This window comes from Streptomyces sp. NBC_00554 (assembly GCF_041431135.1).
Lineage (GTDB): Bacteria > Actinomycetota > Actinomycetes > Streptomycetales > Streptomycetaceae > Streptomyces.
In genome coordinates this window covers 7,320,687-7,347,009 of record NZ_CP107799.1, presented here as the reverse complement: position 1 = coordinate 7,347,009, position 26,323 = coordinate 7,320,687, and the positions used below count along the sequence as shown (strand labels likewise).

Annotated in this window: 18 protein-coding genes; 12 read left to right on the top strand and 6 right to left on the bottom strand. The window is 69.4% G+C overall.

All coding sequences use genetic code 11. From position 1 onward, the window contains the following. Positions 1-135: 135 nt before the first annotated feature. The 6 genes from glnII (at position 136) to OG266_RS32300 (ending at position 7,259) form a co-directional block, all read left to right on the top strand. Positions 136-1,164 (top strand): glutamine synthetase, encoded by a 1,029-nt coding sequence (gene glnII, locus OG266_RS32325; protein ID WP_266464870.1) that lies wholly within the window; start codon positions 136-138, stop codon positions 1,162-1,164. A 398-nt stretch (positions 1,165-1,562) separates the two neighbouring features. After that, complete coding sequence (locus OG266_RS32320) at positions 1,563-2,150, top strand: winged helix-turn-helix domain-containing protein (protein ID WP_329548059.1); 588 nt, start codon at positions 1,563-1,565, stop codon at positions 2,148-2,150. Between the two features lie 103 nt (positions 2,151-2,253). Then, positions 2,254-3,237 (top strand): NAD-dependent epimerase/dehydratase family protein, encoded by a 984-nt coding sequence (locus tag OG266_RS32315; RefSeq protein WP_371553037.1) that lies wholly within the window; start codon positions 2,254-2,256, stop codon positions 3,235-3,237. Between the two features lie 283 nt (positions 3,238-3,520). Then, entirely contained in the window at positions 3,521-4,792 is a 1,272-nt protein-coding gene (locus OG266_RS32310; RefSeq protein ID WP_371550007.1) for a sensor histidine kinase, read from the top strand. Beyond that, positions 4,777-5,433 (top strand): LuxR C-terminal-related transcriptional regulator, encoded by a 657-nt coding sequence (locus tag OG266_RS32305; protein ID WP_371550005.1) that lies wholly within the window; start codon positions 4,777-4,779, stop codon positions 5,431-5,433. The genes OG266_RS32310 and OG266_RS32305 overlap by 16 nt, the downstream gene beginning before the upstream one ends. 257 nt (positions 5,434-5,690) lie before the next feature. Continuing rightward, positions 5,691-7,259 (top strand): DUF1996 domain-containing protein, encoded by a 1,569-nt coding sequence (locus OG266_RS32300; protein ID WP_266464855.1) that lies wholly within the window; start codon positions 5,691-5,693, stop codon positions 7,257-7,259. 75 nt (positions 7,260-7,334) lie between these two features. Here the strand turns inward: OG266_RS32300 and OG266_RS32295 are convergent, their stop codons facing one another. Next, positions 7,335-7,772 (bottom strand): hypothetical protein, encoded by a 438-nt coding sequence (locus OG266_RS32295; protein WP_371550003.1) that lies wholly within the window; start codon positions 7,770-7,772, stop codon positions 7,335-7,337. 141 nt (positions 7,773-7,913) lie between these two features. On the opposite strand from OG266_RS32295, the gene OG266_RS32290 reads away from it, so the two are divergent. The 5 genes from OG266_RS32290 (at position 7,914) to OG266_RS32270 (ending at position 13,161) form a co-directional block, all read left to right on the top strand. Further along, on the top strand, positions 7,914-8,411 hold the full coding sequence (locus tag OG266_RS32290) for a tetratricopeptide repeat protein (RefSeq protein WP_266464849.1): 498 nt from the start codon (positions 7,914-7,916) through the stop codon (positions 8,409-8,411). A 44-nt stretch (positions 8,412-8,455) separates the two neighbouring features. Then, a complete protein-coding gene (locus tag OG266_RS32285) occupies positions 8,456-10,387 on the top strand; it encodes a hypothetical protein (RefSeq protein WP_371550001.1) in 1,932 nt (643 codons plus the stop codon). Between the two features lie 88 nt (positions 10,388-10,475). After that, positions 10,476-11,381 (top strand): metal-dependent hydrolase, encoded by a 906-nt coding sequence (locus OG266_RS32280; RefSeq protein WP_371549999.1) that lies wholly within the window; start codon positions 10,476-10,478, stop codon positions 11,379-11,381. Next, positions 11,381-12,403, top strand: coding sequence for a 2Fe-2S iron-sulfur cluster-binding protein (locus OG266_RS32275; protein ID WP_371549997.1), 1,023 nt, complete (start codon positions 11,381-11,383; stop codon positions 12,401-12,403). Before OG266_RS32280 ends, OG266_RS32275 begins: the two co-directional genes overlap by 1 nt. A gap of 56 nt (positions 12,404-12,459) precedes the next feature. Beyond that, on the top strand, positions 12,460-13,161 hold the full coding sequence (locus OG266_RS32270) for a TetR/AcrR family transcriptional regulator (RefSeq protein ID WP_266464840.1): 702 nt from the start codon (positions 12,460-12,462) through the stop codon (positions 13,159-13,161). 6 nt (positions 13,162-13,167) lie between these two features. Here OG266_RS32270 and OG266_RS32265 read toward each other — a convergent pair whose 3' ends face one another. From OG266_RS32265 to OG266_RS32250, 4 genes are all read right to left on the bottom strand, one after another. Then, complete coding sequence (locus OG266_RS32265; protein WP_371549995.1) at positions 13,168-13,536, bottom strand: 5-carboxymethyl-2-hydroxymuconate Delta-isomerase; 369 nt, start codon at positions 13,534-13,536, stop codon at positions 13,168-13,170. A gap of 28 nt (positions 13,537-13,564) precedes the next feature. Further along, a complete protein-coding gene (locus OG266_RS32260) occupies positions 13,565-15,184 on the bottom strand; it encodes a SpoIIE family protein phosphatase (protein WP_371549994.1) in 1,620 nt (539 codons plus the stop codon). A 71-nt stretch (positions 15,185-15,255) separates the two neighbouring features. After that, the gene (pulA, locus tag OG266_RS32255; RefSeq protein WP_371549992.1) at positions 15,256-20,667 is read right to left on the bottom strand and encodes a pullulanase-type alpha-1,6-glucosidase; all 5,412 of its coding nucleotides are present in this window, start codon (positions 20,665-20,667) and stop codon (positions 15,256-15,258) included. A gap of 237 nt (positions 20,668-20,904) precedes the next feature. Then, positions 20,905-22,287, bottom strand: coding sequence for an alpha-amylase family protein (locus OG266_RS32250; RefSeq protein WP_266464831.1), 1,383 nt, complete (start codon positions 22,285-22,287; stop codon positions 20,905-20,907). A 192-nt stretch (positions 22,288-22,479) separates the two neighbouring features. Between OG266_RS32250 and OG266_RS32245 the strand changes: the two genes are divergently transcribed. Beyond that, entirely contained in the window at positions 22,480-24,525 is a 2,046-nt protein-coding gene (locus tag OG266_RS32245; protein WP_371549990.1) for a carbohydrate-binding module family 20 domain-containing protein, read from the top strand. A gap of 58 nt (positions 24,526-24,583) precedes the next feature. Here the strand turns inward: OG266_RS32245 and OG266_RS32240 are convergent, their stop codons facing one another. Then, positions 24,584-26,266 (bottom strand): glycoside hydrolase family 13 protein, encoded by a 1,683-nt coding sequence (locus OG266_RS32240; RefSeq protein WP_371549988.1) that lies wholly within the window; start codon positions 26,264-26,266, stop codon positions 24,584-24,586. Between the last annotated feature and the right edge of the window lie 57 nt (positions 26,267-26,323).

Here is a 26,323-nt window from a genome sequence, read left to right as displayed (position 1 = left end):
CACGGGGTTCACATTCGAGCAATGATCGGGAAATCGCCTGTTGACAGGCTGCCCTGCATCTACGCGGCGCCTCAGTGCCGCAGCGCCGCAGCACCCGCAAGTGCGATGAAGACCCACCCCCGAAGGATGTGGCCCGTGACGTTCAAGGCTGAGTACATCTGGATCGACGGCACCGAGCCGACGGCCAAGCTCCGTTCGAAGACGAAGATACTGGCCGACGACGCCAAGGGTGCCGAGCTCCCGATCTGGGGCTTCGACGGTTCCTCGACGAACCAGGCCGAGGGTCACGCCTCCGACCGCGTACTCAAGCCGGTCGCCACCTACCCGGACCCGATCCGCGGCGGCGACGACGTCCTCGTCATGTGCGAGGTCCTGAACATCGACATGACGCCGCACGAGTCCAACACCCGTGCCGCGCTGACCGAGGTGTCGGACAAGTTCGCCGCGCAGGAGTCGATCTTCGGCATCGAGCAGGAGTACACCTTCTTCAAGGGCACCCGCCCGCTCGGCTTCCCCGAGGGCGGCTTCCCGGCCGCGCAGGGCGGCTACTACTGCGGCGTCGGCTCGGACGAGATCTTCGGCCGTGACATCGTCGAGGCGCACCTGGAGAACTGTCTCAAGGCGGGTCTCGCCATCTCCGGCATCAACGCCGAGGTCATGCCCGGCCAGTGGGAGTTCCAGGTCGGCCCGGTCTCCCCGCTGGAGGTCTCCGACCAGCTGTGGGTGGCCCGCTGGCTGCTCTACCGCACCGCCGAGGACTTCGACGTCTCCGCGACGCTGGACCCGAAGCCGGTGAAGGGCGACTGGAACGGCGCGGGCGCGCACACCAACTTCTCCACGAAGGCGATGCGCGAGGGCTACGACGCGATCATCACCGCGTGCGAGTCGCTGGGCGAGGGCTCGAAGCCGATGGACCACGTCAAGAACTACGGCGCGGGCATCGACGACCGTCTGACGGGCCTGCACGAGACCGCCCCGTGGAACGAGTACAGCTACGGCGTCTCCAACCGCGGCGCCTCGGTCCGTATCCCGTGGCAGGTCGAGCAGGACGGCAAGGGCTACATCGAGGACCGCCGTCCGAACGCCAACGTCGACCCGTACGTCGTGACGCGTCTGATCGTCGACACCTGCTGCACCGCTCTGGAGAAGGCCGGCCAGATCTGATCCGCCCAGCTCCCAGCTTGCTCGAAGAGGCGTCCACCGTCGTGGTGGGCGCCTCTTCGCGTTGTTTCACGAGGTTGCAGTACCAAGTTCACGCCAAGGAAGCGTCCGACCGGTGAGAGGACTCTCCTGCCGGGCGCCGGGTTCTGCTTCAATGGGGGCATGGCCAGCTTCCAGAGGTACACCGCGACAGGTCGCCATGACCTCGAGCCGTTCTGGCCCTCCCGTCAGCACCATGACTTCGACCGGGTGTGTTGTCGCGCGATGAACGCGCGGGCCCTCTAAAGCCGACACCCGGCCTCCGGCCAGCGCGCACGACGTACGTCCTTGACGGTCCCGACCACGAACTCGCGGCCGTCGATCTCCCCGACGAACTTCTCGCGCGAAAGAGCTGACCTCTCATGGCGAACACCCGTTCCTTCTCCTCCCTCGCGACCGCTCCCGCGACCACCTCCACCACCGGACGACACCGACTGCGTGCCGTCGACCGGGACGAGGTGGTGGACGTCGCCGACTTCCTGCCGCCGGGCGCCACCTGGCTGCCCGCTCCCCCGCACACCCTGCCCGTGCTGCCAGGGCAGCCGCCGATGATCGGCTACCTCGTCCTCGTACCGGCCGACCAGCAGCCCCTGCTGCCGGTCGCCGTGCCCGACCGGCCCGAGCCGCTCGGCACCGCGGGCGCCGCCGGCGGTGCCAACCCGCTCGTCCACATCGACACCGTGCAGCGCACCGCCCAGGTCGACGGGCGGCAACTCGACCTCACGTACCTGGAGTTCGAGCTGCTCGCGCACCTCGTCGCACACCCGCACCGGGTGCACACCCGGGATCAGCTGGTCACCACGGTGTGGGGCTACGGGCATGTGGGCGACGGGCGGACCGTCGACGTCCACGTCGCCCGGCTGCGGCGCAAGCTCGGCGCGCAGCACCGGCAGACGATCCAGACCGTGCGGCGCGTTGGCTACAAGTACACGCCGCCGACCGGGCGTTGACCCTCCGGCCGACTTCGGCACCGCTCACGGCCGCTCTTCTGTCAGCAGATTTCCGTTCCGTGCGGCGGGCCGTCCGGGCAGAGTCGTCCGTATGAGACTTCTGATGCTGGGTGGTACGGAGTTCGCGGGGCGCGCCGTCGTGGAGGCGGCGCTCGGGCGCGGCTGGGAGGTGACCGTCTTCCACCGGGGGCGGCACGAACCCCCTGCCGGGGTGCGGTCGTTGCACGGCGACCGCACCGCGCCCGACGGGCTCTTGGCGCTTGCCGACGGTGAGTGGGATGTCGTCGTCGACACCTGGTCGGCGGCGCCGCGGGCCGTGCGGGACGCGGCGCGGCTGCTGGCCGGCCGGGTCGGACGGTATGTGTACGTGTCGAGCCGCTCCGTGTACGCGTGGCCCCGGGCCGGCGGGGCCGCCGAGGACGCCGCCCTCGTCGACGGCGCCTCCGCGGACGCCGAGCAGACCGACTACGCGCGGGACAAGCGGGGCGGGGAGCTGGCCGCGCTCGGCTCCTTCGGGGCGGAGGCGACGCTGCTCGTACGGGCCGGGCTGATCCTCGGGCCGTACGAGAACGTCGGGCGCCTGCCGTGGTGGCTGAACCGTGTCGCCCGCGGCGGGCCCGTCCTTGCTCCCGGGCCTCGTGAGCTCCCCCTCCAGTACATCGACGTCCGCGATCTCGCCGAGTGGATCCTCGGGGCGGTGGAGCGGGGGCTCGGCGGGGCGTACAACCTGGTCTCTCCTTCTGGGCATACGACGATGGGCGAGCTCCTCGACGCGTGCGTCCAGGTCACCGGGGGTGAGGGGGATCTGCGGTGGACCGAGGCGTCCGTGATTCTCGGGGCCGGGATCGAGCCGTGGGGTGATCTGCCTGTGTGGGTGCCGGGTGGCAGCGAACTGCACGACGCGCTTCATGGCGCCGATGTGTCGCGGGCGGTCGAGGCCGGGCTTCGGTGCCGGTCCGTGTCGGAGACCGTCGCCGACACCTGGAGCTGGCTCCAGGGTCTCGGCGGGGTTGCACCCCAACGCGCCGACCGGCCCGCGGTGGGGCTCGATCCTGCGACGGAGGCGAAGGTACTGGGCCTGAGCTAAGACGTTTTTCGCCCCCTCCGCCCCTACCCATTCCCGTCACTTGGGGGCTCCGCCCCCAAACCCCCGCTCCTCAAACGCCGGAGGGGCTAAGAGTTTTCAGCCCGTCCGGCGTTTGAGGACGAGGCCGTCCAGGCCGACAGCGGGGGTCTGGGGGCGGCAGCCCCCAGGTACGGGACGGGCAGGGGCGGAGGGGGCGAAAACCCAAGGGGTGCACCCACCACCACCCCCGGCCGGGGTGCTCGGCCCAGTGACCCACCCGACCCCGTCGGTGAAGACTGAGCGCATGGATACGGAGAGCAGCCAGGTGCGGGCGCGGGCGCGGGAAGTCGTCGTGGCGGGGGGACGGGGGCTCCTGGTCTGTGTGGTCGGGCTGGCCGGGTCGGTCATCCTGTTCGTGATGGCGGTCGTGTCGATCGCGCTGGTGCCGATCGGCGTAGGGATCGTCACGACACCGTGGGTACTGACCGGCGTACGCGCCTTCGCGAACTGGCGCCGAGCGATCGCGGCGGAGTGGTGCGGCGTACGGATTCCGGCCACGTACCGACCCATACCCAAGGGCGCCAACCCATGGGAACGCTGCTTCCGGATGCTCCGGGACCCGGCGACATGGCGGGACCTGGCATGGCTGCCGGTCGACATGACCGCCGGCTTCGTCACCGCACTGCTCCCGGCCGTACTGCTGCTCTACCCCCTGGAGGGCTTCGCCCTCGCGCTCGGACTGTGGCGCGTCCTGACGAACGCGACGGACGGCGACTGGTGGTACGGATTCGTACCGGTCTCCGGCCAGGGCACGGCCCTCCTCGCGGGCGCGCTCGGCGCGACACTCCTCGTCGCCTCCTACCACCTCACCCCGCCCCTCCTGCGCGTCCACTTCCTGCTCACCCGCTCCCTGCTCGCCCCGGCCGATGGCGAACTCGCCGAGCGGGTACGCGTACTGACCGAGACACGACGCGACGCCGTCGACACCTCGGCATCCGAACTCCGGCGTATCGAGCGGGACTTGCACGACGGGGCACAGGCGCGCCTGGTCGCCATGGGCATGGATCTGGGGACCATCGAGGCGCTGGTCGAGAAGGACCCGGCGAAGGCGAAGGAGTTGCTGGCGCAGGCCCGCAGGTCCTCCGCCGAGGCGCTCACCGAACTGCGGGATCTGGTACGGGGCATCCATCCGCCCGTACTCGCGGAGCGCGGACTCGGCGACGCCGTACGGGCGTTGGCGCTGCGGCTGCCCCTGGCGAGCGAGGTGGATGTCGAGCTCGACGGGAGGCCGGACGCGCCGGTGGAGTCCGCGGCGTACTTCGCCGTCAGCGAGGTGCTGACCAACGCGGTCAAGCACTCCGGCGCCGAACGCGTCTGGGTGGACGTCCACCACAGGGACGGCATGCTGCGCATCGCGGTCACCGACAACGGCATGGGCGGCGCCCGGCTCGACGCGGGCTCCGGACTCACCGGAGTCGACCGGCGACTGGGTACATTCGACGGCGTCCTGGCCGTCAGCAGCCCCGCGGGCGGTCCCACCATGGTCACCATGGAGATCCCTTGCGAGTTGTCCTAGCCGAAGACCTGTTCCTGCTGCGCGACGGACTGGTCCGGATGCTCGAGGCGTACGACTTCGAGATCGCGGCGGCGGTCGAGAGCGGGCCCGAACTCAGCCGGGCGCTGGCCGAGTTGGAGCCGGACGTCGCGGTGGTCGACGTACGGCTGCCGCCCTCGCACACGGACGAGGGGCTGCAGTGCGCGTTGGAGGCCCGCCGCAACCGGCCCGGGTTGCCGGTGCTCGTCCTGTCCCAGCATGTGGAGCAGTTGTACGCGCGGGAGTTGCTCGCCGACGGCACGGGCGGGATCGGCTATCTGCTCAAGGACCGGGTGTTCGACGCGGAGCAGTTCATCGACGCCGTACGGCGGGTCGCGGGAGGGGGTACGGCCATGGATCCGCAGGTGATCCAGCAACTGCTGTCACGGCGTTCGGCCGGCGACCAGCCGCTCGGGCGGCTCACCCCGCGCGAGCTGGAGGTGCTGGAGCTGATGGCGCAGGGGCGCACGAACGCGGCGATCGCGGGTCAACTCGTGGTCACGGAACGGGCGATCGCGAAACACACCTCCAATATCTTCGCCAAACTGGGACTAGAGGTCTCGGATGACGACAACCGGCGCGTACTCGCGGTACTCGCCTATCTCGACCACGGACCCCATTGACGCCGTTGACAGCGCCGGCACCGTTGACAGGTATTCAGCGGCGCTGAATATCATTCAGCGCCGTTACAAACCTGTTTTCGGAGATCAACTCCCGGAGAATCGGGGGCTTCTGCGCCCATTGTGACGGAATTGACCTCACGAACTTCTAAGATTTTCCAGGGTTTCTGAACACCCCACACGCCTCATGCGTATGGAATGGAGCCGCTTCACTCCTGTCGGGCGCCTCCGCTGCCCCGCAAGGAAGTCTGAGGAGTTCCATGGGACGCAATGCACGAAAACGACGTTCGCCACTGGCCGTTCGCGCTGTGGCCGCATCCGCGGCCCTCGCGATCGGGGGAGGCGGTCTGGTCTGGGCGAACTTCTACGCCTCGGCTCACGAGAAGAACAACACCACACAGAACAGCACCAAGGCCGCCGCCGCTCAGGTGGCCACGATCGACTGCCCCGATGTCGGTCAGCAGCTCACCGATGTACCCAACCAGGCGCGTGGGGAGGTCGACGGTGAACTGGCCACGCTGGACCAGCAGATAACCGAGGCCTACCAGCGTCTGGCCACCACCCGGGACGCGCAGACCCGGGACGCGAGCTTCGTCCAGAACGCGGTACTCCAACCGCTGAAGGACCGGCGCGCGAACATCATCGACCGCATCCAGCTGGAGATCACCCGGGTCGGCGGTTCCGCCCCGGACTCGCTGGACGGTCTCGCCACCTGTACCGGCCAGGCCGTGGAACAGCCGCAGACCAACGACGGTCAGGCCGGGGACGGCCAGAACGGCGACGACCAGAACCAGGGCGGTGACGACCAGAACGCCGAGAGTCCCGCTCCCGGCGAGGACACCGGCGGGGACGACGCCGGTGAGACCGCTCCCCCGGTCAACGGCGGTCAGGGCGGCAACGGCCCGTCGGCCGACGACTTCGTGGACATCACCACCGTCCAGGCCAACGCCCAGCTCGGCGTGGGCGCGAACGGGCTCCCCGCCAACGGGAGGTCCGGTTCGAAGGGCACCTTCACCACGAAGTGCGGCACCAACGGGAACGACAACCACAACACGGACAACGTGATCGTCGCCCCGGGTGTCACCAACGGCGCCCACCACCTGCACGACTACGTCGGCAACCAGAACAACGACGCTTTCGCGAGCGACGAGGACCTGGCCGCGGCCGACACCACCTGCCAGAACCAGGGCGACAAGTCCTCGTACTTCTGGCCGGTGCTCCGTCTGCAGGACGGTTCGCAGGACTTCGACCAGAACAACGCCGGTGGCGGCACCGAGGGCAACGTGGGCAAGATCCTGCAGCCCGCCCAGGCGCAGCTCAAGTTCGTCGGCAACAAGAAGGGCAGCGTCGTCGCGATGCCGTCGGCCCTTCGCATCATCACCGGTGACGCCAAGGCCTTCATCAACGGCAACGCCAACGCCAACGTGAACTGGAGCTGCACCGGCTTCGAGAACAAGGTGCAGCTGGAGGACAAGTACCCGATCTGCCCCGAGGGCAGTGACGTGGTGCGGACCACCAACTTCCAGAGCTGCTGGGACGGCCAGAACATCGACAGCGCCAACCACCGCACGCACGTGGCGTTCGTCCAGGCCGACGGCACCTGCGCCAACGGCTTCAAGGCGATCCCCCAGCTCCAGGTCCGTCTGGTCTACGACGTTCCCGCCCCGACCATCGAGAACGGCACGGTCGTGAACCCGTACGCGGTCGACTCCTTCCCGGAGAACCTGCACAAGCCGATCACCGACCACAACGACTTCATCAACTTCTTCTCCACGAACACGATGAACAAGATGGTCAAGTGCATCAACACCGGCAAGAAGTGCCAGTGATCCGCTAGGACCCACTGAAGAAGGCCGGCGGTGATTTCCACCGCCGGCCTTCGGCATTCCCCCCACCCTGCGCGGTCAGCCGGTGTGACCGGAGTGCGTCGCGCCGTGTGTCGCGCTGTGATCGGTGCCCACTTCCAGGGTCCCGCCGAGCTGGCCGCGCAGCGCCTTGACCACCTTCTGCTCGCCGACGGCGACCCACTTGCGGCCGACGAGGTAGAACCCGCCGTAGTCCTTGGCCCCGTTGATCCACTCGCGCTGGCCGCGGTCGGTGGCGAAGGTCGCGAGGATGAACTTGCCGTCGGTGTTCTTGCAGGTGGCCTGGCGGATCTCGTCCGCGTCCGTCGTGAGGTTCGGGTCGCAGCCCGCCTCGCTCGCGATGTGCTCCAGACTGCCGGTCGCGGCGGCCGGCACCGCGTCGGACGCGTCGTCGGTCGTGTCGTCGGCCGCGCAGCCCGTGAGCGCCAGCAGCGCCACGGCTCCGGCCACCGCGAGTTTCGGTCGCGTCAACCTCATACCTACGTACCTCCGTCTGTGTCGGCGCCCATGCCGCCGGGAGCCCCGTCGAACGAGGGCCCTTGCCCTGGATACGGCTACCGGGCGCCCAGCGCTCAAATCAGGAGCCCCGGTGGGCACACCCGTGCGACTGTGGGGCCCATGAACGACGACTGGGAAGAGCGTACGGCGGCGGCGTGGGCCACACTCCACGACTATGACGAAGGGCACGCGGCGGACTTCCGGGCGGTGATCGACGCGCTGGTGGCCGAGCTGCCCGCCGCCAGCCCCCTCGGACCGTTCGAGCAGGCAGGCGCCTGGGACTCGACGGGCCACTCGGACAAGGCCGTACCGCTGTACCGGGAGGCGCTGGCCCGAGGCCTCGGCGGCAACCGCCGGCGCCGCGCCACGATCCAGCTCGCCAGTTCCCTGCGGAACCTCGGCAAGCCGGAGGAGGGCTTCGAGCTCCTCGGCCCCGAACTCGACGCCCCTTCCGACGAGTTGGACGACGCCATACGCGGCTTCCTCGCCCTCTGCCTCGCCGACCTGGGCCGCGAACGCGAGGGCCTCGCCCTGGTGATCGGCGCCCTCGCACCCCATCTGCCCCGCTATCAGCGGTCGATGGCGAATTACGCGCGGCTCCTGGTCGAGCCCGAGTAGCGGACGGCGGGTGACCATCCCCCGGGTCACTCGTTTTGCGATGTGTGCAGTCACAGGATGTAGCCCCGCGCCCCGCACCCGCCTCAGGCCCGGTCGTCGACGTCGAGCAGGCCGAGGCCGCGCTCGTCGAGCACTATCCGCGGCTGGTCCGGCTCGCCTATCTGGTGCTGCCGCCGAGCCTCGGCCGCAACCGCCGGGTGCTGACCGCACACGCCCTCACCCAGCGCGCGCTGCCACGGGGCCGTACGTCCGGTGACGCGACGGTCATCCCGGCCCAGCAGACCGGCGGCGGCCGCGACGGCGACCCGGGCTACGCCTTCGTACGCCTCCAAGTGGTGCGTACGGCACTGGAGGCGGGCCTGCCGCTGACACGGCGGGCGTGGCCGAAGCGGTCCCAGCTGCCGCCGCTGCTGCCCCAGGTGTGGGGCCTCAGGCTCTTTCCCCGCTCGGGCGGCGCCGACGAACTCGCCCTGGACCAGCGGCTGTCCGCGCTCTCGGGCCCGGCCCGTGCCGCGTACGTCCTGCGCGGTCTGGAGAAGCTGTCCGAGGCGGACGTACGGAAGGTGCTGACGGCGGCGGGCGTCGAGGACCCGGGCGCGGCGCTCGCGGTGGCCTCCGGTCTGGAGGCGCAGGACGCCCTCCTCGACTCCCCCGAGTTCGACCCCTGTTCGCTGCACGCGCGGCCCACCGACCTGATGCGGCGCAGGCAGCACATGAAGGCCGCGCTCGCCGCGACCGCGGCCGTCGTGGTGTGCGGTGCGCTGCTCGGCCTGCCCGGCGACGGGTGGGGGCCCGACGGTGCCGCGGCGCCGCCGTACGCGCAGAACCCGGCGGCACAGGCCGCCCTGGATCCGGCGCAGTTGACGAAGGTGCCGGCCCTGGCCTGGCAGCAGTCGGCGCGCACCGACTTCTCCGTGTGGCCCGCGCGCGGGAACCTCACCGGGGACAGCGCGCTGCTGCGGCGCGCCCTCGCCGTGTGGGCGCGGCCCGGCGAGTCCGTGGCGGTCTCGGCGACCCCCGGCACCCCGTCCGGCGCCCCGCCCGGACCGCCGCAGCTCCTGTACGCGGGCGAGGTGGACCAGGCGCGCGTCGTGCTGCTCTACGACGGTCTGCGCATCGCCCGTTACGCCGAGCCCACGGACGGCACGAACGGCGCGGCCCTCGACTTCGCGCGGGTCGACAGCGCGAAGGGAGCGGAGGCGGAGGCGGTGGTCCTCGGCCGGACCGACGGCAACGTCCGCTATCTGACGGCCCCTTGGGTGACCGAGGCCACCGAGCGGGACCTGATGAAACCGTCCTCCGGCGCGATGGACCTCACCCTGTCGGCCGACGGCACCACCACGCCACTGGCCAGCCCGGCCCAGCGGTCCGGCGCGTGCACTTCGTGGAATGTGCTGCAGCTCAAGGACAACTCGGGCACCCGCCTGCTGACCGACCTCGGCGAGCTGATCCCGGCACACCTCACCTCGGGCCGTCCCGCGGCACCCTCCGAGGCGTCCGGCGCCGAGGCGCTGCGCAACTGGGCGCCGTTCGCCTGCTCGCTGGCCTCCGTGCGCTCACAGGGCGTGCGGTCCGTGAACGCCTGGCAGTACGCGCGACAGCAACTGCCCGACGCCGGCGGCAGCGCGACCTGGGTGTGCACGCGGGCCGACACCTGGCGGGGCGGCGGCACACGCGTCCTCGCGCAGTTCCAGACGCCGGGCGGGGCGTACGGGGCGGTCGCCGCGAAGGCCGAGAACTCGCCCGCGTGCGGCTCCCGCGACCCCCATGTGCTCGCGGGCGTGCTGTGGAAGTCGGGTGCGGGGACCTGGTATCTCCTCGCGGCCGGCAGCAAGGACACGGCCTCGGTCAGCGCGACCGGCGGGGTCACCGGGTCGGCGCAGGGCGCCCTGCTCGCCGTACGGACGAAGCAGGGGGCCCAGGCCGAGCTGAAGGGGAGCCTGGAGGACGGGCGGGACATCACCGGGCTGCGCTGAGGCTGACCGGGAAACCTAGCTGACACTTGCGTCAACAAGTCGCTGCACGGGGGTTCTCCCCGCAACTACCCGTCAGTACATTGACGGCATGTCTAACACCCGTGCCCGGCTGCCCCAGCCGGTCGACTCCGAGCGGATACCCCTCAAGGCGCGCAAGGTGTCGTTCTCCTGGGAGGACACGCCGTTGCACTGGGTGCCGGGCGATCCGTTCGCCACGCACACCATCAATGTGCTGCATCTGCTGCTGCCGGCCGGCGAGCGCTGGTTCGTGCATGTGTACAAGCAGGTGCTGCCGTACATCCGGGACGAGCGGCTGCGCGAGGACGTCATCGGGTTCATCGGCCAGGAGGCCATGCACGCGCAGGCGCACGACGAGGTACTCCCCCACCTCAGGGAACTCGGGCTCGACCCGACCCCGTACACCGCCCAGGTCGACTGGCTCTTCGAGAAGCTGCTCGGCGACCGGACGCTACCGCCGGGCAGGGCCCGCAAATGGTGGCTCATGGAGCGGGTCGCCATCATCGCGGCGATCGAGCACTACACCGCCTTTCTCGGCAACTGGGTGCTGAACGCGGAGGAGTTGGACCGGCGGGGCGCCGATCCGACCATGCTGGATCTGCTGCGCTGGCACGGCGCCGAGGAGGTCGAGCACCGGGCCGTGGCGTTCGACCTGTTCATGCACGTCGACGGGGACTACCGGCGGCGCGCGCGGACCTGGGCGACCGCGTTCACGGCTCTCGTCTTCCTGTGGCAGCGCGGGGCGCGGTTCTTCATGGCGAACGATCCGACGTTGACGGCGGGCAGGGCGAGCTTCAAGGACTTGTACGTCAGCGGGAAGGCGGGCGTGCTGCCGTCGACCGGGGACATGCTCAAGTCCATCCCGCGCTATCTCAGCCGGAGTTACCACCCCTCCCAGGAGGGATCGACCGAGCAGGCCGTCGCCTATCTCGCCAACTCCCCCGCGGCACGGGCCGCGGAGAAGCGGGGCGCGTGATGCCCCGGCTCGGAACCATCGCGGTGGTCGCAGGCGTCGCGCTGCTCGCCAAGCGGGCGATGCGCCGCCGTATCCAGGCCTCGCCGCTGTGGCCGTTGCCCGCGCTGGAGGAGCCGGTGTCCGGGCGGCCGCGGTCGCGTGCGCTGCGGCTGACGGTGAGCTCGTACGAGCCGGTCGCCGAGGGAGTCGTACAACTTCGCCTGGCCGGGCAGGACTTGCCGCGCTGGGAGCCGGGGGCGCATCTCGATCTGGTGCTGCCGTCGGGCCTGGTGCGGCAGTACTCGCTGTGCGGCGACCCGGCGGACAGCTCGTCGTACACCGTCGCGACCCGGCTGGTCGAGGACGGGCGAGGCGGTTCGCGCGAGGTGCACGAGCAGGTGCGGGAGGGCGTGGAGCTGGAGGTGCGCGGGCCGCGCAATCGGTTCCCGCTCGTCGGGGCCCCGTCGTACGTCTTCGTCGTGGGCGGCATCGGGATCACGCCGGTGCTGCCGATGCTGCGGGCTCTTCCCGACGGTGTGGAGTGGCGGTTGCTGTACTGCGGGCGGACGCGGGCCTCGATGCCGTTCCTGGAGGAGGTCGAGAAGCTGGACGGGGGCCGGGTGACCGTCGTTGCGGGGCGGCCCGATCTCGGCGTGCTCCTCGCGGACGTTCCCGAGGGGGCCGCGGTCTACTGCTGCGGTCCGGACGGGCTGATGGCCGCCGTGGAGGAGCGGTTCCCCGCAGTCCACCTCGAGCGGTTCGCGCCCCGTGCCACGACCGGCGGCGCCTTCGAGGTCGAACTCCGGCGCAGCGGGCGGACGTTGACGGTTCCGGCGGACTCCTCCGTACTGGCCGCCGTACGCGCGGAGCTGCCGAACACCGCGTACTCGTGCGAGCAGGGATTCTGCGGGACCTGCCAACAGCGGGTCCTGGAAGGGGAGATCGAGCACCGGGACGAACTGCTGACGGATGCGGAGCGTGCCGGCTCGATGCTGATCTGTGTATCGCGGGCGCGTGGCGAGAGGATCGTGCTGGACATGTGAACCGCCGTGGGCGGACCGACCCGTTCCGGGCCGGATCCGATCGGTAAGGTGTTCGTATGACAACCGGGGTACGCCGCAGGATGGGTGTCGAGGAGCGGCGGCAGCAGCTGATCGGCGTCGCCCTCGAACTCTTCAGCCGACGCTCGCCCGACGAGGTCTCCATCGACGAGATAGCGGCGGCCGCGGGCATCTCGCGGCCGCTGGTCTACCACTACTTTCCCGGCAAACTCAGCCTGTACGAGGCGGCGTTGCAGCGGGCCTCGGACGATCTCGCGGGGCGGTTCGTGGTCCCCGAGGAGGGGGCGCTGGGCTCGCGGCTGCTGCGGGTGATGCGCCGGTTCTTCGACTTCGTGGACGACCACGGGCCCGGTTTCGCGGCGCTGATGCGAGGCGGTCCCGCGGTGGGCTCGTCGACCACCAACGCGCTGGTCGACGGAGTGCGACAGGCCGCGTACCTCCAGATCCTCTCGCACATGAAAGTCGAAAACCCGCCCGCCCGCCTGGAGTTGGTGATCCGCTCCTGGATCTCGCTCGTCGAGTCGACGGCGCTGATCTGGCTGGACGGACGGCGCATCCCGCGCGCCGAGCTGGAACGGCAGCTGGTGCACGACTTCGGGGCACTTGCGGCAGTGAGTGCCGCCTACGACGAGGAGTTGAGCGAGCTGCTGCGCGAGTCGCTCAAGAGCGAGCCGGGCGACGGGCCGTTCAGCGACCTCGTCGTCCGGCTGATCGCACTGGCCTCGCCGCCCGCCTCGTAAGGGCTGCTACTCCTCGTACTTCCGGTACGACGGGTCGAGGTCGCGTACCTCGGCGGAGGCGTGCACCGTCGAGACCCCGTCGGTGGGTTCGATGTGCTTGTGCAGCAGCTCCAGTACGGCTTCCGTGAGTTCGGCCTTGGTCTCGTCGGAGCGGCCGGGGAGCAGGGCGAGCGTGACATGCACGATGGCCGGCCCGCCCGTGCCCGTTGCCGCCACGTCTCCCACGACTTCGTCCTCGGTCCTCAGGACCCGCGTCTTGCATGCCTCGATGCGCGCGGCCGCCACCTCGACGACCACCGGGTGCAGCGCGAGCGCGAAGGCGTTCCAGTCGACGTGATCGAGCCCCGGGGAGCGTTCGACGGTGATCTGCGGCATGGGCACTCCTGTTCTAGGGATATCCCGATCAGCCTAGCCGCAGCGCAAGCAGCGCGATGTCGTCCTCCCGGTCGCGGCCGAAGGAGGCGAGGAGCGTGTCGCACAGGGCGTCCAGGCCGGGCAGGGCGCCGGAGGCGGCCGCGCGGAGGTGCTCCATCGAGGCCGCGAGGTCGGTGCCGCGGGTCTCGATCAGACCGTCGGTGATCATGAGGAGTCGGTCGGTGGGTTCGAGGAACAGCTCGGTGGGCGGCGGGTGGGGCAGGCCTACGCCGAGCAGCGGCCCTGCGGCCTTGGCGTAGTCGGCGCTGCCGGAGTCGCGGATGATCAGCGGCGGGATGTGGCCCGCGTTGGCGATCCGGGTACGTCCGGTGGCCGGGTCTATCAGGAGCAGGCAGACGGTGGCGGTCACGTCGGGGTGGTAGCGCTGGAGCATCCGGTCGAGGCGTTCGGCGAGCACGGCCGGATCGCTCTCGTCGACGCAGTAGGCGCGCAGCGCGTGCCGGATCTCGACCATGACGGTGGCCGCCTCCAGCGAGTGTCCGACGACGTCGCCGACCGCGGCGAGCACGCCCTCGTCGGTGCGCAGAGCGGCGTAGAAGTCGCCGCCGATCTCGGTCTCCTGGGATGCGGGCACGTACCGGACCACGACGTCGAGGCCCGGCAGGTCGGGCAGCCGGTGCGGCTGGGGCAGGAAGCTGTGCTGGAGGGTGAGGGCGACGTGCCGTTCGACCTGGTACATGAGCAGCGGCTCGGCGGCGAGCGCGGTGGCCTCGGCGAGCCGGGCGACCAGTGCCTCGCCCTCGGGGTTCACCCGGCGCACACCGCGGGTGGGTGTGGCGAGGCACACCGCGGCCCTGCCGTCCTGGATGGGGATCAGCGCCATCCGGGCGTCGTGCTGCACTTCCGGCCGGAAGAACCCGGCGGGCCACAGCGGCGCGGGCACCGTGGTGATCCGCACCCCGGCCTGCCCGCGGGTGAGCCGCCGGAGCAGACCGGCCACCGCCCGGTGGGCGCCTTCGTCCGGCATCGCGAGCGAGGTGCGGTCCCGTGAGGTGCCGCGGTACAGCTCGTCGTCCGGGCCCAGGACGAAGACGGCGGCCGGACCGCCGGTGAGCCGCGCGGTGCCCTCGGCGGCGGCATCGGCGAGTTCCTGCGGGGAGCGCGCCGTCTGGATGGCGACGATCGTCTCCGCCAGCCGCGTCAGCCGGCGTGCCAGCGCCTGGTCGTCGGCCCGCAGCCGCGCGGCCCGCACCGCGGCCCGGACCACCGCGTCGATCTCCTCGGGCTCGGCGGGCACCGTCAGATACGCCTCGCCGCCCGCGTCAAGTCCCTGGCAACGGTCGGCCGGAGCGACGGAGGCGGCCGAGAAGTGCACGACGGGCAGACCGGCCATGTGCGGCCGGGCCTTGAGCCGACGGCACAGTTCGAAGCCGCTCATGTCCGGCAGGCCCACATCTATGAGCGCCACGTCGGGCAGGGCGCCCTTGCGCAGCCGTACGTCGAGTTCGACGAGCGCCTCGGATCCGCTGGCGGCGGGGACGACCTGGTAACCGGCGCGGCGCAGCACGGCGCTCATGGCGTACCGGCTGGCCGCCACATCGTCCACGACCAGCACGGTCGTGTCTGTCCGCTTGCCGTTGACGTCCATCTGCCAGCCTTTGGACACACCGATGGGGCAGACCCGGGTTCGGGGTCTGCCCCACCAAGGTAATGCCCTTTTCAGGAAGTCCGCGCAAATACCGCCACAGTGCGTCCCGGGACGGCGAACGTGCCTGATTTCGCCGTATATGAAGAGGACTTGACGGTGGAGTCCGCGCCCGCCGCCTGCACCGGATGCAGCGCGTACGCCGTCCCGGCCAGCGCGTCGACGGTCTGCTCCTGCTTGTCCGGAGTCGCGTTGAAGACGACGACGAGGTCGCCGAGCTCCATCGTGATCACACCGGGTGTCTCATCCGTCCCCGACAGCGGGAAGGAGAGCTTCGACTGCACCTGGTCGGCCGTGGCGAGGGAGAAGACGCTCTCCGTCGTACGGATCCTCTGCAGGTCCTGGTACGCGGCTGAGGTTCCGTCGATCTGGTCGCAGCCCACCTTGACGGACGTCAACAGCGGTGTGGCGTAGGGCCACTTGGAGGCGTTGTCGGCCGCCATCGGCAGCCCGCCTCCGAAGCCGTTGCCGTCCTGGCAGTTCCAGTGGATGCCGTTGAACCAGTCGCCGCTGTCGTAGGAGTTGCGGTCCAGGGACTTGGAGCGCAGCAGGTCGGAGCCGGCCTGGGAGAGGGACGGGCCCTGCGAGAGGGTGGCCGTCGCCATGGCCAGGACCTGCATTCGGGCCCGGTCGCTCGCGCTCGTCGCCGCGGGCAGCTTGTAGGTGAGGGCGTCGTACAGCGACTCGTTGTCGTGTGCGTCGGCGTACGCGAGGGCGTCTCCGGGCGCGTCCGCGTATCCGGCCGCCTGGCCGTTGTAGTCGACCTCGGAGCCCTTGACCTCCTTGCCGCTGGTGTCGGTGAAGCTGTACTTGGCGAGGTTGCCGCTGAGCCCGACCTTGATGAGGTCCTGGTAGTGCAGCAGGCGGGCCTTCTGTTCGGCCGAAGTGCCGTTGCTGCTCGAGGAGTTGGGGTCGGTGTAGAGGCCGGAGGCGAAGCCCTGGACGCCGGGGTCCTCGTCGAAGGGGCCGCCGCCGCGTACGGCGTCACGCGCGCGGTCGGAGAAGGTAGCGATGCCGGTCCCCGCCATGTTCTTCTGCGTGGCCTGCGTGAAGCGGGCGTCGTCGGCGACCTCGCCGAAGTTCCAGCCCTCGCCGTACAGGATGATCTTCTTGCCGTCGACGCCGTCCTTGGCCAGGGTGAGCGCGTCGAGGGCCTTCCGGACCGCCAGGATGTTGGCCTTGGGGTGGTGCCCCATGAGGTCGAAGCGGAAGCCGTCGACCTTGTACTCCTTGGCCCAGGTGACGATCGAGTCCACCACCAGCTTGCCCATCATGGCGTTCTCGGTCGCCGTGTTGGAGCAGCAGGTGGAGTTGGCGACGCTGCCGTCGGCGAGGAGCCGCTGGTAGTAGCCGGGTACGACCTTGTCGAGCACCGAGGTGTCGGCCTGGCCGCTCGCGGCGGTGTGGTTGTAGACCACGTCCATGACGACCCGAAGGCCGTCCTCGTTCAGCGACTTGACCATCTGGCGGAACTCGACCGTACGGTCCGTGCCGTCCGGGTCCGTCGCGTACGAGCCCTCCGGAACGGTGTAGTGGTACGGGTCGTAGCCCCAGTTGTAGGCGTCCTTCGCGGCGATCTTCGCCACGCACTCCTGCTGCTTGTCGGAGTCGGCCGCGTAGGAGCCGAGGTCGCAGTCGGTGGTCGCCTGGTCGGACTTCTTCTCGGGGATGGTGGCGATGTCGAAGGCGGGCAGCAAGTGCACATAGGAGGTACCGGACTTGGCCAGTTCCCGTAGGTGCTTGGAGCCGTCGCTGTCCTTGTCGGCGAACGCGAGGTAGGTACCCGGGTTCTCGGCCGTGGTGTCCGCCACCGAGAAGTCCCGGATGTGCAGCTCCTGGATCTGGGCGTCCTTCAGCGCCACCGCCGCGGGCTTCTTGAGGGTCGACCAGCCGCTCGGGGCAAGGGACTTGGCGTCCAGGTCGACGACGAGGCTCTGCTCCGAGTTCGCGGTCAGGGCCACCGAGTACGGGTCGGTGACCGTGTTGGTGACGACCTTCTGGACGGTCGGCGCCCACACCTTGACGACGTACCGGTAGGGCTTGTTCGCCCAGGACTTCTTGCCGGTGACGGACCAGACGCCGGTGGTGTCGTTCCGCTTCATCCTGACCGAGGTGCCGTCGAGATCCAGGGAGACGCTCTGTGCGGTGGGCGCCCACACGGCGAGCGTGGGAACGCCGTTGCGGAAGGTCGGGCCGAGGTCCGCCTTCGTCGCGTCGTACAGATCGTCGAGTACGCCGGCGATCTGGACGCCGGTAGCTGCCAACACCGCTCCGTTCACGGCGCGTTGCGAGGCGACGATCTGACCGTTCAGCGCTTCACGGACCCGGTTGCGGTCGCGCGGGTCGACGGTCCAGGCGGTGTAGTCCTTGAGGTGCGGGAAGGCGGCCTTCTGGGCGTCGGTGAGGGTGGACTTGGACAGGCGGAGCCACTTGGCGTCCCCGGTCAGCGCGCCGTCCTTCACCGCGATCGAGCCGTCGCGCGAGTAGAGCAGCTGGGTGGACACGGCCGCGTCGGAGCCGTTCCAGGCGACCGTGTTCCGGTCGATCCAGACGGCCTTGGACGTGGTCAGGTCGAGCGCGGCCGCACTGCCCGCCGGCTGCGGGAGCAGGTACTTCTCCTGGCCGTTCAACAGCCACACCTCGTGGCCGTTCGCCGTGAGGTCGAGCGACTGGTCGGTGGGGAGGTCCTTCTCGTCGCCCTTGTGGAGGATGTAGCTGAGGCTGGTGGCACCCTCGGCGAGCGGCACCTCGTACACAGCGCCATAGGCGTCAGTGTCCACCGGCTGCAGGGGCTTCGACCAGTCCGTGCCCGTCGCGGCGCCCGTCCAGACGTGCAGTCCCCAGCCGTCGTAGTTCCCGTCGGCACGGTGGTAGTGCAGGACCGCCTTCGTCTTGTCCTGCGCCGGGTAGTCGGGCTTCTCGGTGAGGACGGCTTCCTTGCCCTGCTCGACCCAGATCTCGCCCGTCTTCGTGACATCGATCGTGCGGTCGGCGGAGACGTCCTTGTTGCCGTCCTTGTCGATCACGAGATAGCCGACGCTGGAGGCACCGGGCTTCAACTTGACGTAGGCGAAGGCCCCGTAGGCGTCGCGGCCGATGAAGTCGTGGCCCTCGGGCCAGGTCGTCGACTCGCCGTCGGCGAGGTCGCCCCAGGCGTAGAGCCGCCAGTCGGTGTAGTCGCCGTCGGTGCGCTTGTAGTGGACGATCGCGTAGTCGCGCGAGGAGGCCGTCGGGATTTCAGCAACGGGCGGTGTGCCCGTGACCGAGGTTGCCGTGGCGCTCGATGTGCGCCCGGCCGAGTCGATGACGACTGCCTTGTAGCGCAAGGCGGTTCCGGCCGGTACGTCCTCGGCGATGGCCTGGGTGACCTTGTACGGGGCGTGGTCGGCGGAGCCGAGCGTCTGCCACTTGGCGTTGCCGACCTGGGCGGCGAAGACGACACGGTTGAGCTGACCGCCGGTGACGTCGGCACTCAGCTCCACGGTGCCGGTGGCGCCCGTGTCCGGGGCCTTCAGGGTGAGCGTCGGCTTCGAGGCCGGGGCGCCGAGCTTGCCCGCCGCCTTGAGGACGACCGAGGAACCGGCCGGGACGGTGACGGTGACCTTGCTGTCGGCGTTGCTGGTGACGGTGTCCTGGGTGCCGTAGATCCCGCGGAACCTCATGTCCGCCGAGCCCGTGGCGAAGGTCGCCGTCTTGGCCTCGCCGGCGTTGTTCACGGCGACGACGTACTCGGTGCCGGTCTTCGCGTCCGTACGGGAGAAGGCGTAGATCCCGGCGCCGTCGGCGGCGTACCGCTCCGTCTGGACGCCGTCCGCGAGGGCGGGGTTGTCCTTGCGGAGCTTCGCGAGAGCACTGATCTGCTTGTAGAGCGGTGCACTCGTGTCGTATGCGTCGCTCGCGTGGGTGCGGTCGGTGCCGAGTTCGTCGTCGTCGAGGTAGTCGGCGGTCTTGGAGGCGAACATCGTCTGGCGGGCGTCCTTGTCGCCGCCCGCGCCGGTGAAGCCCTGCTCGTCGCCGTAGTAGACGACGGGGTTGCCGCGGCTGAGGAACATCAGCTCATTCGCGAGCTTGTCCTTCTTCAGCAGCTCGGCATCGGTCGCGTCCGGGTTGTCCTGGTTCAGGAAGTACCCGATGCGGCCCATGTCGTGGTTGCCGAGGAAGGTGACCTGCTCGTACGCGTTGGCCTTGTCCGTCGTGTATTTGTAGTCGTCGCCGAAGACCGAGGCCAGCTTCTGCGCGCTGCCGCCCTGGGAGGCGTACTGGCGGGCCGCTTCCTGGAAGGGGAAGTCGAGCGTGGAGTCGAGGCGGCCCTCGGTGACGTACGGCGAAGTGATCGACGTGTCGGCGGAGTAGACCTCACCGAACATGAAGAAGTCGTCGCGGCCCTGCTTGGCCGCGTACGCGTCGAGGGCGGTGGCCCACTGCGTCCAGAACTCCATGTTGACGTGCTTCACGGTGTCGATCCGGAAGCCGTCGATGTCGAAGTCGCGGACCCACTTCTCGTAGATCTTCTCCATGCCGCTGACGACCTCGGGACGCTCCGTCCACAGGTCGTCGAGGCCGGAGAAGTCGCCGCCCTCGGAGCTCTCCCCGGCGAAGGTGGAGTCGCCGCGGTTGTGGTACATCGTCGTGTCGTTGAGCCACGACGGGACCTTGGCGTCCTGCTTCGCGGCCGTGACGGTCGGCGTGCGCGGGAAGGAGTCGGCGTCGACCTCGGGGAAGTCCTGCGTACCGTCCGCGTAGTCGGCGTCGTCGAAGGGCTCGCCGTCCTCCGTCAGATACGGGAAGGCGCCCTTGGAGAGGTAGCCGTAGGACTTCTCCTCGTAGTCGACGACGTCGGCGGTGTGGTTGGTGATGACGTCGAAGAAGACCTTCATGCCCTTGGAGTGGGCCTTGGAGATCAGCGTCTCGAGATCCCTGTTGGTGCCGAAGTGCGGGTCGACCTGGGTGAAGTCGGTGATCCAGTAGCCGTGGTAGCCGGCCGAGGCGTTTTCGCCGGTGCCCTGTACGGGCTGGTTCTTGAAGATCGGCGCCATCCAGATGGCGGTGGTGCCGAGATCCTTGATGTAGTCGAGCTTCTTCGTCAGGCCCTTGAGGTCGCCGCCCTGGTAGAAGCCCTTGTCGGTGGGGTCGTAGCCGGTCGACAGACGTGAACCGGTCAGACCGCCCTCGTCGTTGGAGGTGTCGCCGTTGGCGAAGCGGTCCGGGAGGACGAAGTAGAACTGCTCGCGGGTCGCGTCATTGCGGGCGGCCGTCTTGGCGAGGGCCGCGTCGGACGGGGGCGCGGGCGGGGTGGCGGCGCGGGCCGCGAGGGGCTGCACGAGCGCTGCGGTGAGGGCGACCACGGCGACGGCCGCGATCCGTCCGCGCCGCGCGGTGTGATGGGGGGTGCGGTGCGCCCAGGGCGCCGACCATCTCGGTATCACAGGCCTGAACTCCTTGCGATTACGGCTCATTCGGGTCCGACCCCACGCCGCGGCTCGGCTTCGTTGCCGGGCGCCGGCGTGACCGTATCGCTTACGAAAGGTTTACAGCAAGAGTCTTGAAACCGATGGCAAGAACTTTCACATCCTGCCCGGAGGGAGGGCCCGACAGACCGAGGCCCGACAGACCGAGGGCCCGTTCACCGGGTGATCGGTGAACGGGCCCTGTTCTGCCACCACTCAGCAGCTGGACTTGCCCGAGTAGATCGCCAGCGCCGTGTTCGTGCCGAGCGTCGCCGTGAACTGGCCCGAACTGTTCACCGTGACGGTCGTATTGCTCTGGACGTTGCAGTACGTGCCCGCCGCGAGGGAGGTCTGGTAGGTGCGGGTCAGCGAGGACGACTCGTGGTTGATGGCCACGTAGCCCTTGGAGCCGCGGCCGAACGCGATGGCGTCGGCGCCGTTGTCCCACCAGTTGGTGACCGACTCACCGCGGGTGGTGTTGCGGAAGGCGACCATCGACTGGATCTCCGGCCAGGCGTGCTGGCACTTCCAGCCGTCCTGCCAACAGGCGTTGACCGTACCGTCGTTGGGCGGTCCGGCGTCGGTGGAGGAGAACTCGTAGCCCGAGTTGATGTCGGGCGCGCCGTACGGCCAGGCCAGCATGAAGACGTTCGCGAGCGTGTAGTTCGCGCCGTCCTTGTACGTCAGGGTCGACCCGTTGCGCTCGGTGTCGTGGTTGTCGACGAAGACACCCGAGACACCGCTGCTCATATAGCCCCAGCCCTCGCCGTAGTTGCTCAGGTAGGCGAGGTTCTCGTTGTTGAAGACCCGCTTGAGGTCGTACGCGTACCGGAACTCCTGGACGTCGCCGTTGCCGGTGTACTCGGTCGGCTGGACGGCCTCGCCCGAGCCGTAGATGACCTCCTGCTTCCAGTACACGCTCGAATTGCTCAGCCGGGACTTGATGTTGGCGAGGTCGGCCGCCGGCATGTGCTTGGCCGCGTCGATGCGGAAGCCGTCGACGCCGTAGCCGAGCAGGGTGTTCATGTAGCCGGCGATGGCGGAGCGGACGTACGACTCGCCCGTGTCGAGGTCCGCGAGACCGACCAGCTCACAGTTCTGCACGTTGGTGCGGTTCGTGTAGTCGCTGATGGTGGCGGTGCAGTCGTCGAAGTCGTACGAGGAGTACAGGCCCGGGTAGTTGTACTTCGTGTACGAGGAGCCGCCGGTGCCGGTGCCGCTGCCCGCCGACATGTGGTTGATGACCGTGTCGACGACGACCTTCACGCCCGCGTTGTGGCAGGCCGTGACCATCTCCTGGAAGTCGGTGGCGTTGCCGAGCCGCCCGGCTATCTGGTAGCTGACCGGCTGGTACGAGGTCCACCACTGCGAGCCCTGGATGTGCTCGGCGGGTGGTGAGACCTGGACGAAGCCGTACCCGGCGGGGCCGAGCCGGCTGGCGCACTCCGTCGCGACGGAGTCGAAGTCCCACTCGAAGAGGACGGCCGTGACGTCCTTGGTGCCGGGCGGGGAGGCCGCCGCCGTGCCTGGGGGTACAGCCACCGTGACCGCCAGGCCCGCCGCGAGGGCGAGCGTGGCGGCAAGCGTTTTCCTTGCCATGTGAGTGCTCCTGCACTTCCTTGTGCGGGTGGGGGGATCGGAACGTATCTCTTGCACGCAAGTTTCAGCAAGATGTCGAAAGAACTTCCAACTCCTGTATTGACGCGGACCCTTCGGCAGTCCCACGCTCCACACGAGCCGACGCCCCGCGCGTCCCGGTCGAGCCGGCCGGATCCGAGGAGGAGCCGCACCATGATGGCCTTAAGACGCAGAAGGATCACCAGGCTGCTGCTGACCGCCGCGCTGGCGGTAGGCGGTCTTGCCGCGCTGCCCGCCCAGCAGGCCGCCGCGGCCGACACCGGTATACCCAACGGGGATGTGATCGCCAACCTGTGGGAGTGGAACTGGAAGTCGGTCGCCGCCGAGTGCACCGACGTGCTCGACCCGGCCGGATACGGAGCGGTGCAGGTGGCGCCGCCCGCCGAGTCGCTCAAGCAGTCCAACTTCTACTGGTGGGACGTGTACCAGCCGTACGCGTACAACCTGAACAGCCGTTTCGGGACGGCGACTCAGTTCAAGACCATGGTCGACACCTGCCACGCCGCGGGTATCAAGGTCTACACGGACGCGGTGATCAACCACACCGCCGCCCAGACCGGCACCGGCTACAACGGCACCGTCCTCACCACCAAGTACGACACCCCGGACTACGACCCGGCCGACAGCGACGACTGCACCACGACGATCACGGACTGGACCAACCGCTACCAGGTCCAGCACTGCGAACTCCTGGGCCTGCCCGACCTGGACACCGCCGAGAGCGGCGTCCGCACGAAGATCATCGGCTTCCTCAACCAGCAGATCGACCTGGGTGTCGACGGCTTCCGCGTCGACGCGGCCAAGCACATCGAGGCCGCGGACATGAGCGCCATCGTCGCCGGACTGCATACGACGACCGCGGGCTCGGCGCCGTACATCACACAGGAGATCTACCCGGGTACACCGCCCTCGCTCGACGAGTACTACGGCACCGGTGACGTCCTCGACTTCACCTTCGCCTCGCAGGTGAAGTCGCAGTTCCAGGGCGACATCGCCAACCTGTCGAGTTTCGGGAGCAGTTGGGGGCTGGCCACCGAGGCGAACTCCAACACCTTCGTCACCAACCACGACACCGAGCGCAACGGCTACTCGCTCAGCTACAAGGACGGCTCCACGGCCGTGCTCGCCAACGTCTTCCAGCTGGCACGCGGCTACGGCACGCCCTCCGTCTACGCCGGCTGGACCTTCAGCCAGAGCGACGAGGCCCCGCCGAACTCGGGCGGCTTCGTCACCGACACCAACTGCGCCAGCGGCTGGTCCTGCCTGGACCGCGACACCGCGGTCTCGGGCATGGTCGGCTGGCACAACGCGGCGACCGGCTACTCCGTCGCCAACTGGCAGTCCCCCGCGTCCAATGTGATCGGCTTCGGCCGGGGCGGCGCCGGGTTCGTCGCCATCAACAACAGCTCCGGCGCGAACACTTACGCGTACACCACCGGTCTCGCCGACGGCAGCTACCCGAACGTGATCGACGGCGGCGCCACGACGGTCACGGTCACCGGCGGCAAGGCCACACTCACGGTTCCCGCGAAGGGCGCGGTCGCCTTCTACGATCCGGACTACATCTGCACCGTCAACTGCGGCGGCGGCACCGATCCGGGCACCGGCACGGTCACGGCGACCTTCAACGAGTACGCGTCGACGACCTCCGGCACCGATGTGTACGTGGTCGGCTCGGTGTCGGCGCTGGGCAGCTGGAACACCTCCAGCGCGGTGAAGCTCTCGTCCTCCGGCTACCCCGTCTGGAAGACGGACGTCTCCGTGCCGCAGAACAGCAGCATCGAGTACAAGTTCATCAAGAAGGACGCCTCCGGCAACGTCACCTGGGAGTCGAACGCCAACAGGACGCTCACCACGGGCACTTCGGCCGTGGGGACCAACAGCTCCTGGAACGTGGCGAGCGCGAACGCCACGGATGTGACCTTCGGGGTGAACGCCACCACCACCAGCGGCACCAACGTGTACGTCGTCGGCTCGATCCCGTCACTCGGCTCCTGGAACACCGCCGACGCGATCCCGCTCTCCTCCGCCTCGTACCCGTACTGGGGCAGGCTCGCGATCGTGCCCAAGTCGACGTCGTTCGAGTACAAGTACATCAAGAAGGACGCGTCCGGGAACGTGACGTGGGAGTCGGGCGCCAACCGGACCTACAGCACGGGTTCGGGGGCGGGCTACAGCGTGACTGACACCTGGAAGTAGGCCCCCCTACAAGGAGTTGAGCGGTGCCCCGTGAACCGGGGCACCGCTCATACGCGTGTCAGACCGCCCACCACACGGTGACGTCCGCCGGCAGCTTCGCCTCGCCGCCGTCCTCCGAGAGCGTCACCTCACCGCTGGCGATCAACACACGGCCGTACGCCGGGACGGTCACCGCCTCGGTGCCGGTGTTCGCGGTGCAGACGAACTCGCCGCGGCGGAAGGCGAGTACACCCTCGGGGGCCTTCAGCCACTCGACGGAGTCGCCCGCACCGAGGTCGCGCCGCTCGCGCCGGACGGCGAGCGCCTCGCGGTACAGCTCCAGGGTGGAGCCCGCCGTGCCGGTCTGCGCCTCGATGCTCAGCTCGGCCCACTCGGCGGGCTGCGGCAGCCAGCTGCCACCGCTTCCGAAGCCGTACGACGAGCCCTCGCGGGTCCACGGGATCGGCACCCGGCAGCCGTCGCGGAAGCCGTCCTGGCCCGCGCCCCGGAAGTAGGCGGGGTCCTGGCGCACCTCGTCCGGCAGGTCCACGACGTCCGGCAGGCCGAGCTCCTCGCCCTGGTAGAGGTAGGCGGAGCCGGGCAGCGCCAGCATCAGCAGGGTCGCCGCCCGTGCCCGGCGCAGGCCAAGCGCGCGGTCGCCCGCGGTGCGGATCTGGGTGCCGAGCCCGGCCTCGTTGGCGAAGCGCGTGGCGTGCCGGGTCACGTCGTGGTTGGAAAGGACCCAGGTGGCGGGGGCGCCGACCGGGCGCATCGCGTCCAGCGTGCGGTTGATGCAGTCGCGCAGCTCGGGCGCGTCCCAATGGGTGCCCAGGTACTGGAAGTTGAAGGCCTGGTGCAGCTCGTCGGGGCGCACGTAGTTGGCGGTGCGCTCGATGGTCGGGGTCCACGCCTCGGCGACGAAGATGCGCTCGCCCGAGTACTCGTCGAGGATCGTGCGCCACTGGCGGTAGACGTCGTGCACGCCGTCCTGGTCGAAGAACGGCATGACATCGTTGCCCAGGAGCTTCAGCTGCTCGTGGGAACCCAGGTCCGGCAGGCCCTCCGCCTTCACAAGACCGTGCGCCACGTCGATGCGGAAGCCGTCGACGCCCATGTCGAGCCAGAACCTGAGGATGGAGCGGAACTCGTCGCCGACGGCCGGGTGTTCCCAGTTGAAGTCGGGCTGCTCGGGCGCGAAGAGGTGCAGGTACCACTCGCCGGGGGTGCCGTCCGGCTCGGTGACCCGGGTCCAGGCGGGGCCACCGAAGATGGACTCCCAGTCGTTGGGCGGCAGTTCGCCGTTCTCGCCCTTGCCGGGCCGGAAGTGGTAGCGCTCGCGGAGAGGGGAACCGGGTCCCTCGGCGAGAGCGCGCTTGAACCAGTCGTACTGGTCGGAGGAGTGGTTGGGGACGAGGTCGACGATGATCCGCAGGCTCAGCTCGTGGGCGTCGCGGATCAGGGCGTCGGCGTCAAGGAGGTTGCCGAACATGGGGTCGACGGCGCGGTAGTCCGCCACGTCGTAGCCGGCGTCGGCCTGCGGCGAGGCGTAGAAGGGGCTCAGCCACACGGCGTCCACGCCGAGGTCGCGCAGGTACGGAAGTCTGGAACGTACGCCCTCCAGGTCGCCCATGCCGTCGCCGTTGCTGTCGGCGAAGCTGCGCGGATAGACCTGGTAGATCACCGCGTCGCGCCACCAGTCGCGGTGTGCGGCGACAGTGGCGAGGGCGGAGGTCGGGGCCTGGTCGGTGGAGTGCTGGCTCATGGCGTCCTTGAGGCGATGGGGGTCCCCCGGTCGAGCAGAGCCGAGAGTGGGGGATGA

Bases quoted from the DNA above. Each gene is read 5' to 3' on its own strand.
- OG266_RS32250 (WP_266464831.1), bottom strand. From the start codon at position 22,287: ATGGCAAGGAAAACGCTTGCCGCCACGCTCGCCCTCGCGGCGGGCCTG.
- OG266_RS32280 (WP_371549999.1), top strand. From the start codon at position 10,476: ATGTCTAACACCCGTGCCCGGCTGCCCCAGCCGGTCGACTCCGAGCGG.
- OG266_RS32320 (WP_329548059.1), top strand. From the start codon at position 1,563: ATGGCGAACACCCGTTCCTTCTCCTCCCTCGCGACCGCTCCCGCGACC.
- OG266_RS32270 (WP_266464840.1), top strand. From the start codon at position 12,460: ATGACAACCGGGGTACGCCGCAGGATGGGTGTCGAGGAGCGGCGGCAG.
- OG266_RS32265 (WP_371549995.1), bottom strand. From the start codon at position 13,536: ATGCCGCAGATCACCGTCGAACGCTCCCCGGGGCTCGATCACGTCGAC.
- OG266_RS32245 (WP_371549990.1), top strand. From the start codon at position 22,480: ATGATGGCCTTAAGACGCAGAAGGATCACCAGGCTGCTGCTGACCGCC.
- OG266_RS32315 (WP_371553037.1), top strand. From the start codon at position 2,254: ATGCTGGGTGGTACGGAGTTCGCGGGGCGCGCCGTCGTGGAGGCGGCG.
- OG266_RS32240 (WP_371549988.1), bottom strand. From the start codon at position 26,266: ATGAGCCAGCACTCCACCGACCAGGCCCCGACCTCCGCCCTCGCCACT.
- OG266_RS32290 (WP_266464849.1), top strand. From the start codon at position 7,914: ATGAACGACGACTGGGAAGAGCGTACGGCGGCGGCGTGGGCCACACTC.
- OG266_RS32275 (WP_371549997.1), top strand. From the start codon at position 11,381: ATGCCCCGGCTCGGAACCATCGCGGTGGTCGCAGGCGTCGCGCTGCTC.
- OG266_RS32260 (WP_371549994.1), bottom strand. From the start codon at position 15,184: ATGGACGTCAACGGCAAGCGGACAGACACGACCGTGCTGGTCGTGGAC.
- OG266_RS32300 (WP_266464855.1), top strand. From the start codon at position 5,691: ATGGGACGCAATGCACGAAAACGACGTTCGCCACTGGCCGTTCGCGCT.
- OG266_RS32310 (WP_371550007.1), top strand. From the start codon at position 3,521: ATGGATACGGAGAGCAGCCAGGTGCGGGCGCGGGCGCGGGAAGTCGTC.
- OG266_RS32295 (WP_371550003.1), bottom strand. From the start codon at position 7,772: ATGAGGTTGACGCGACCGAAACTCGCGGTGGCCGGAGCCGTGGCGCTG.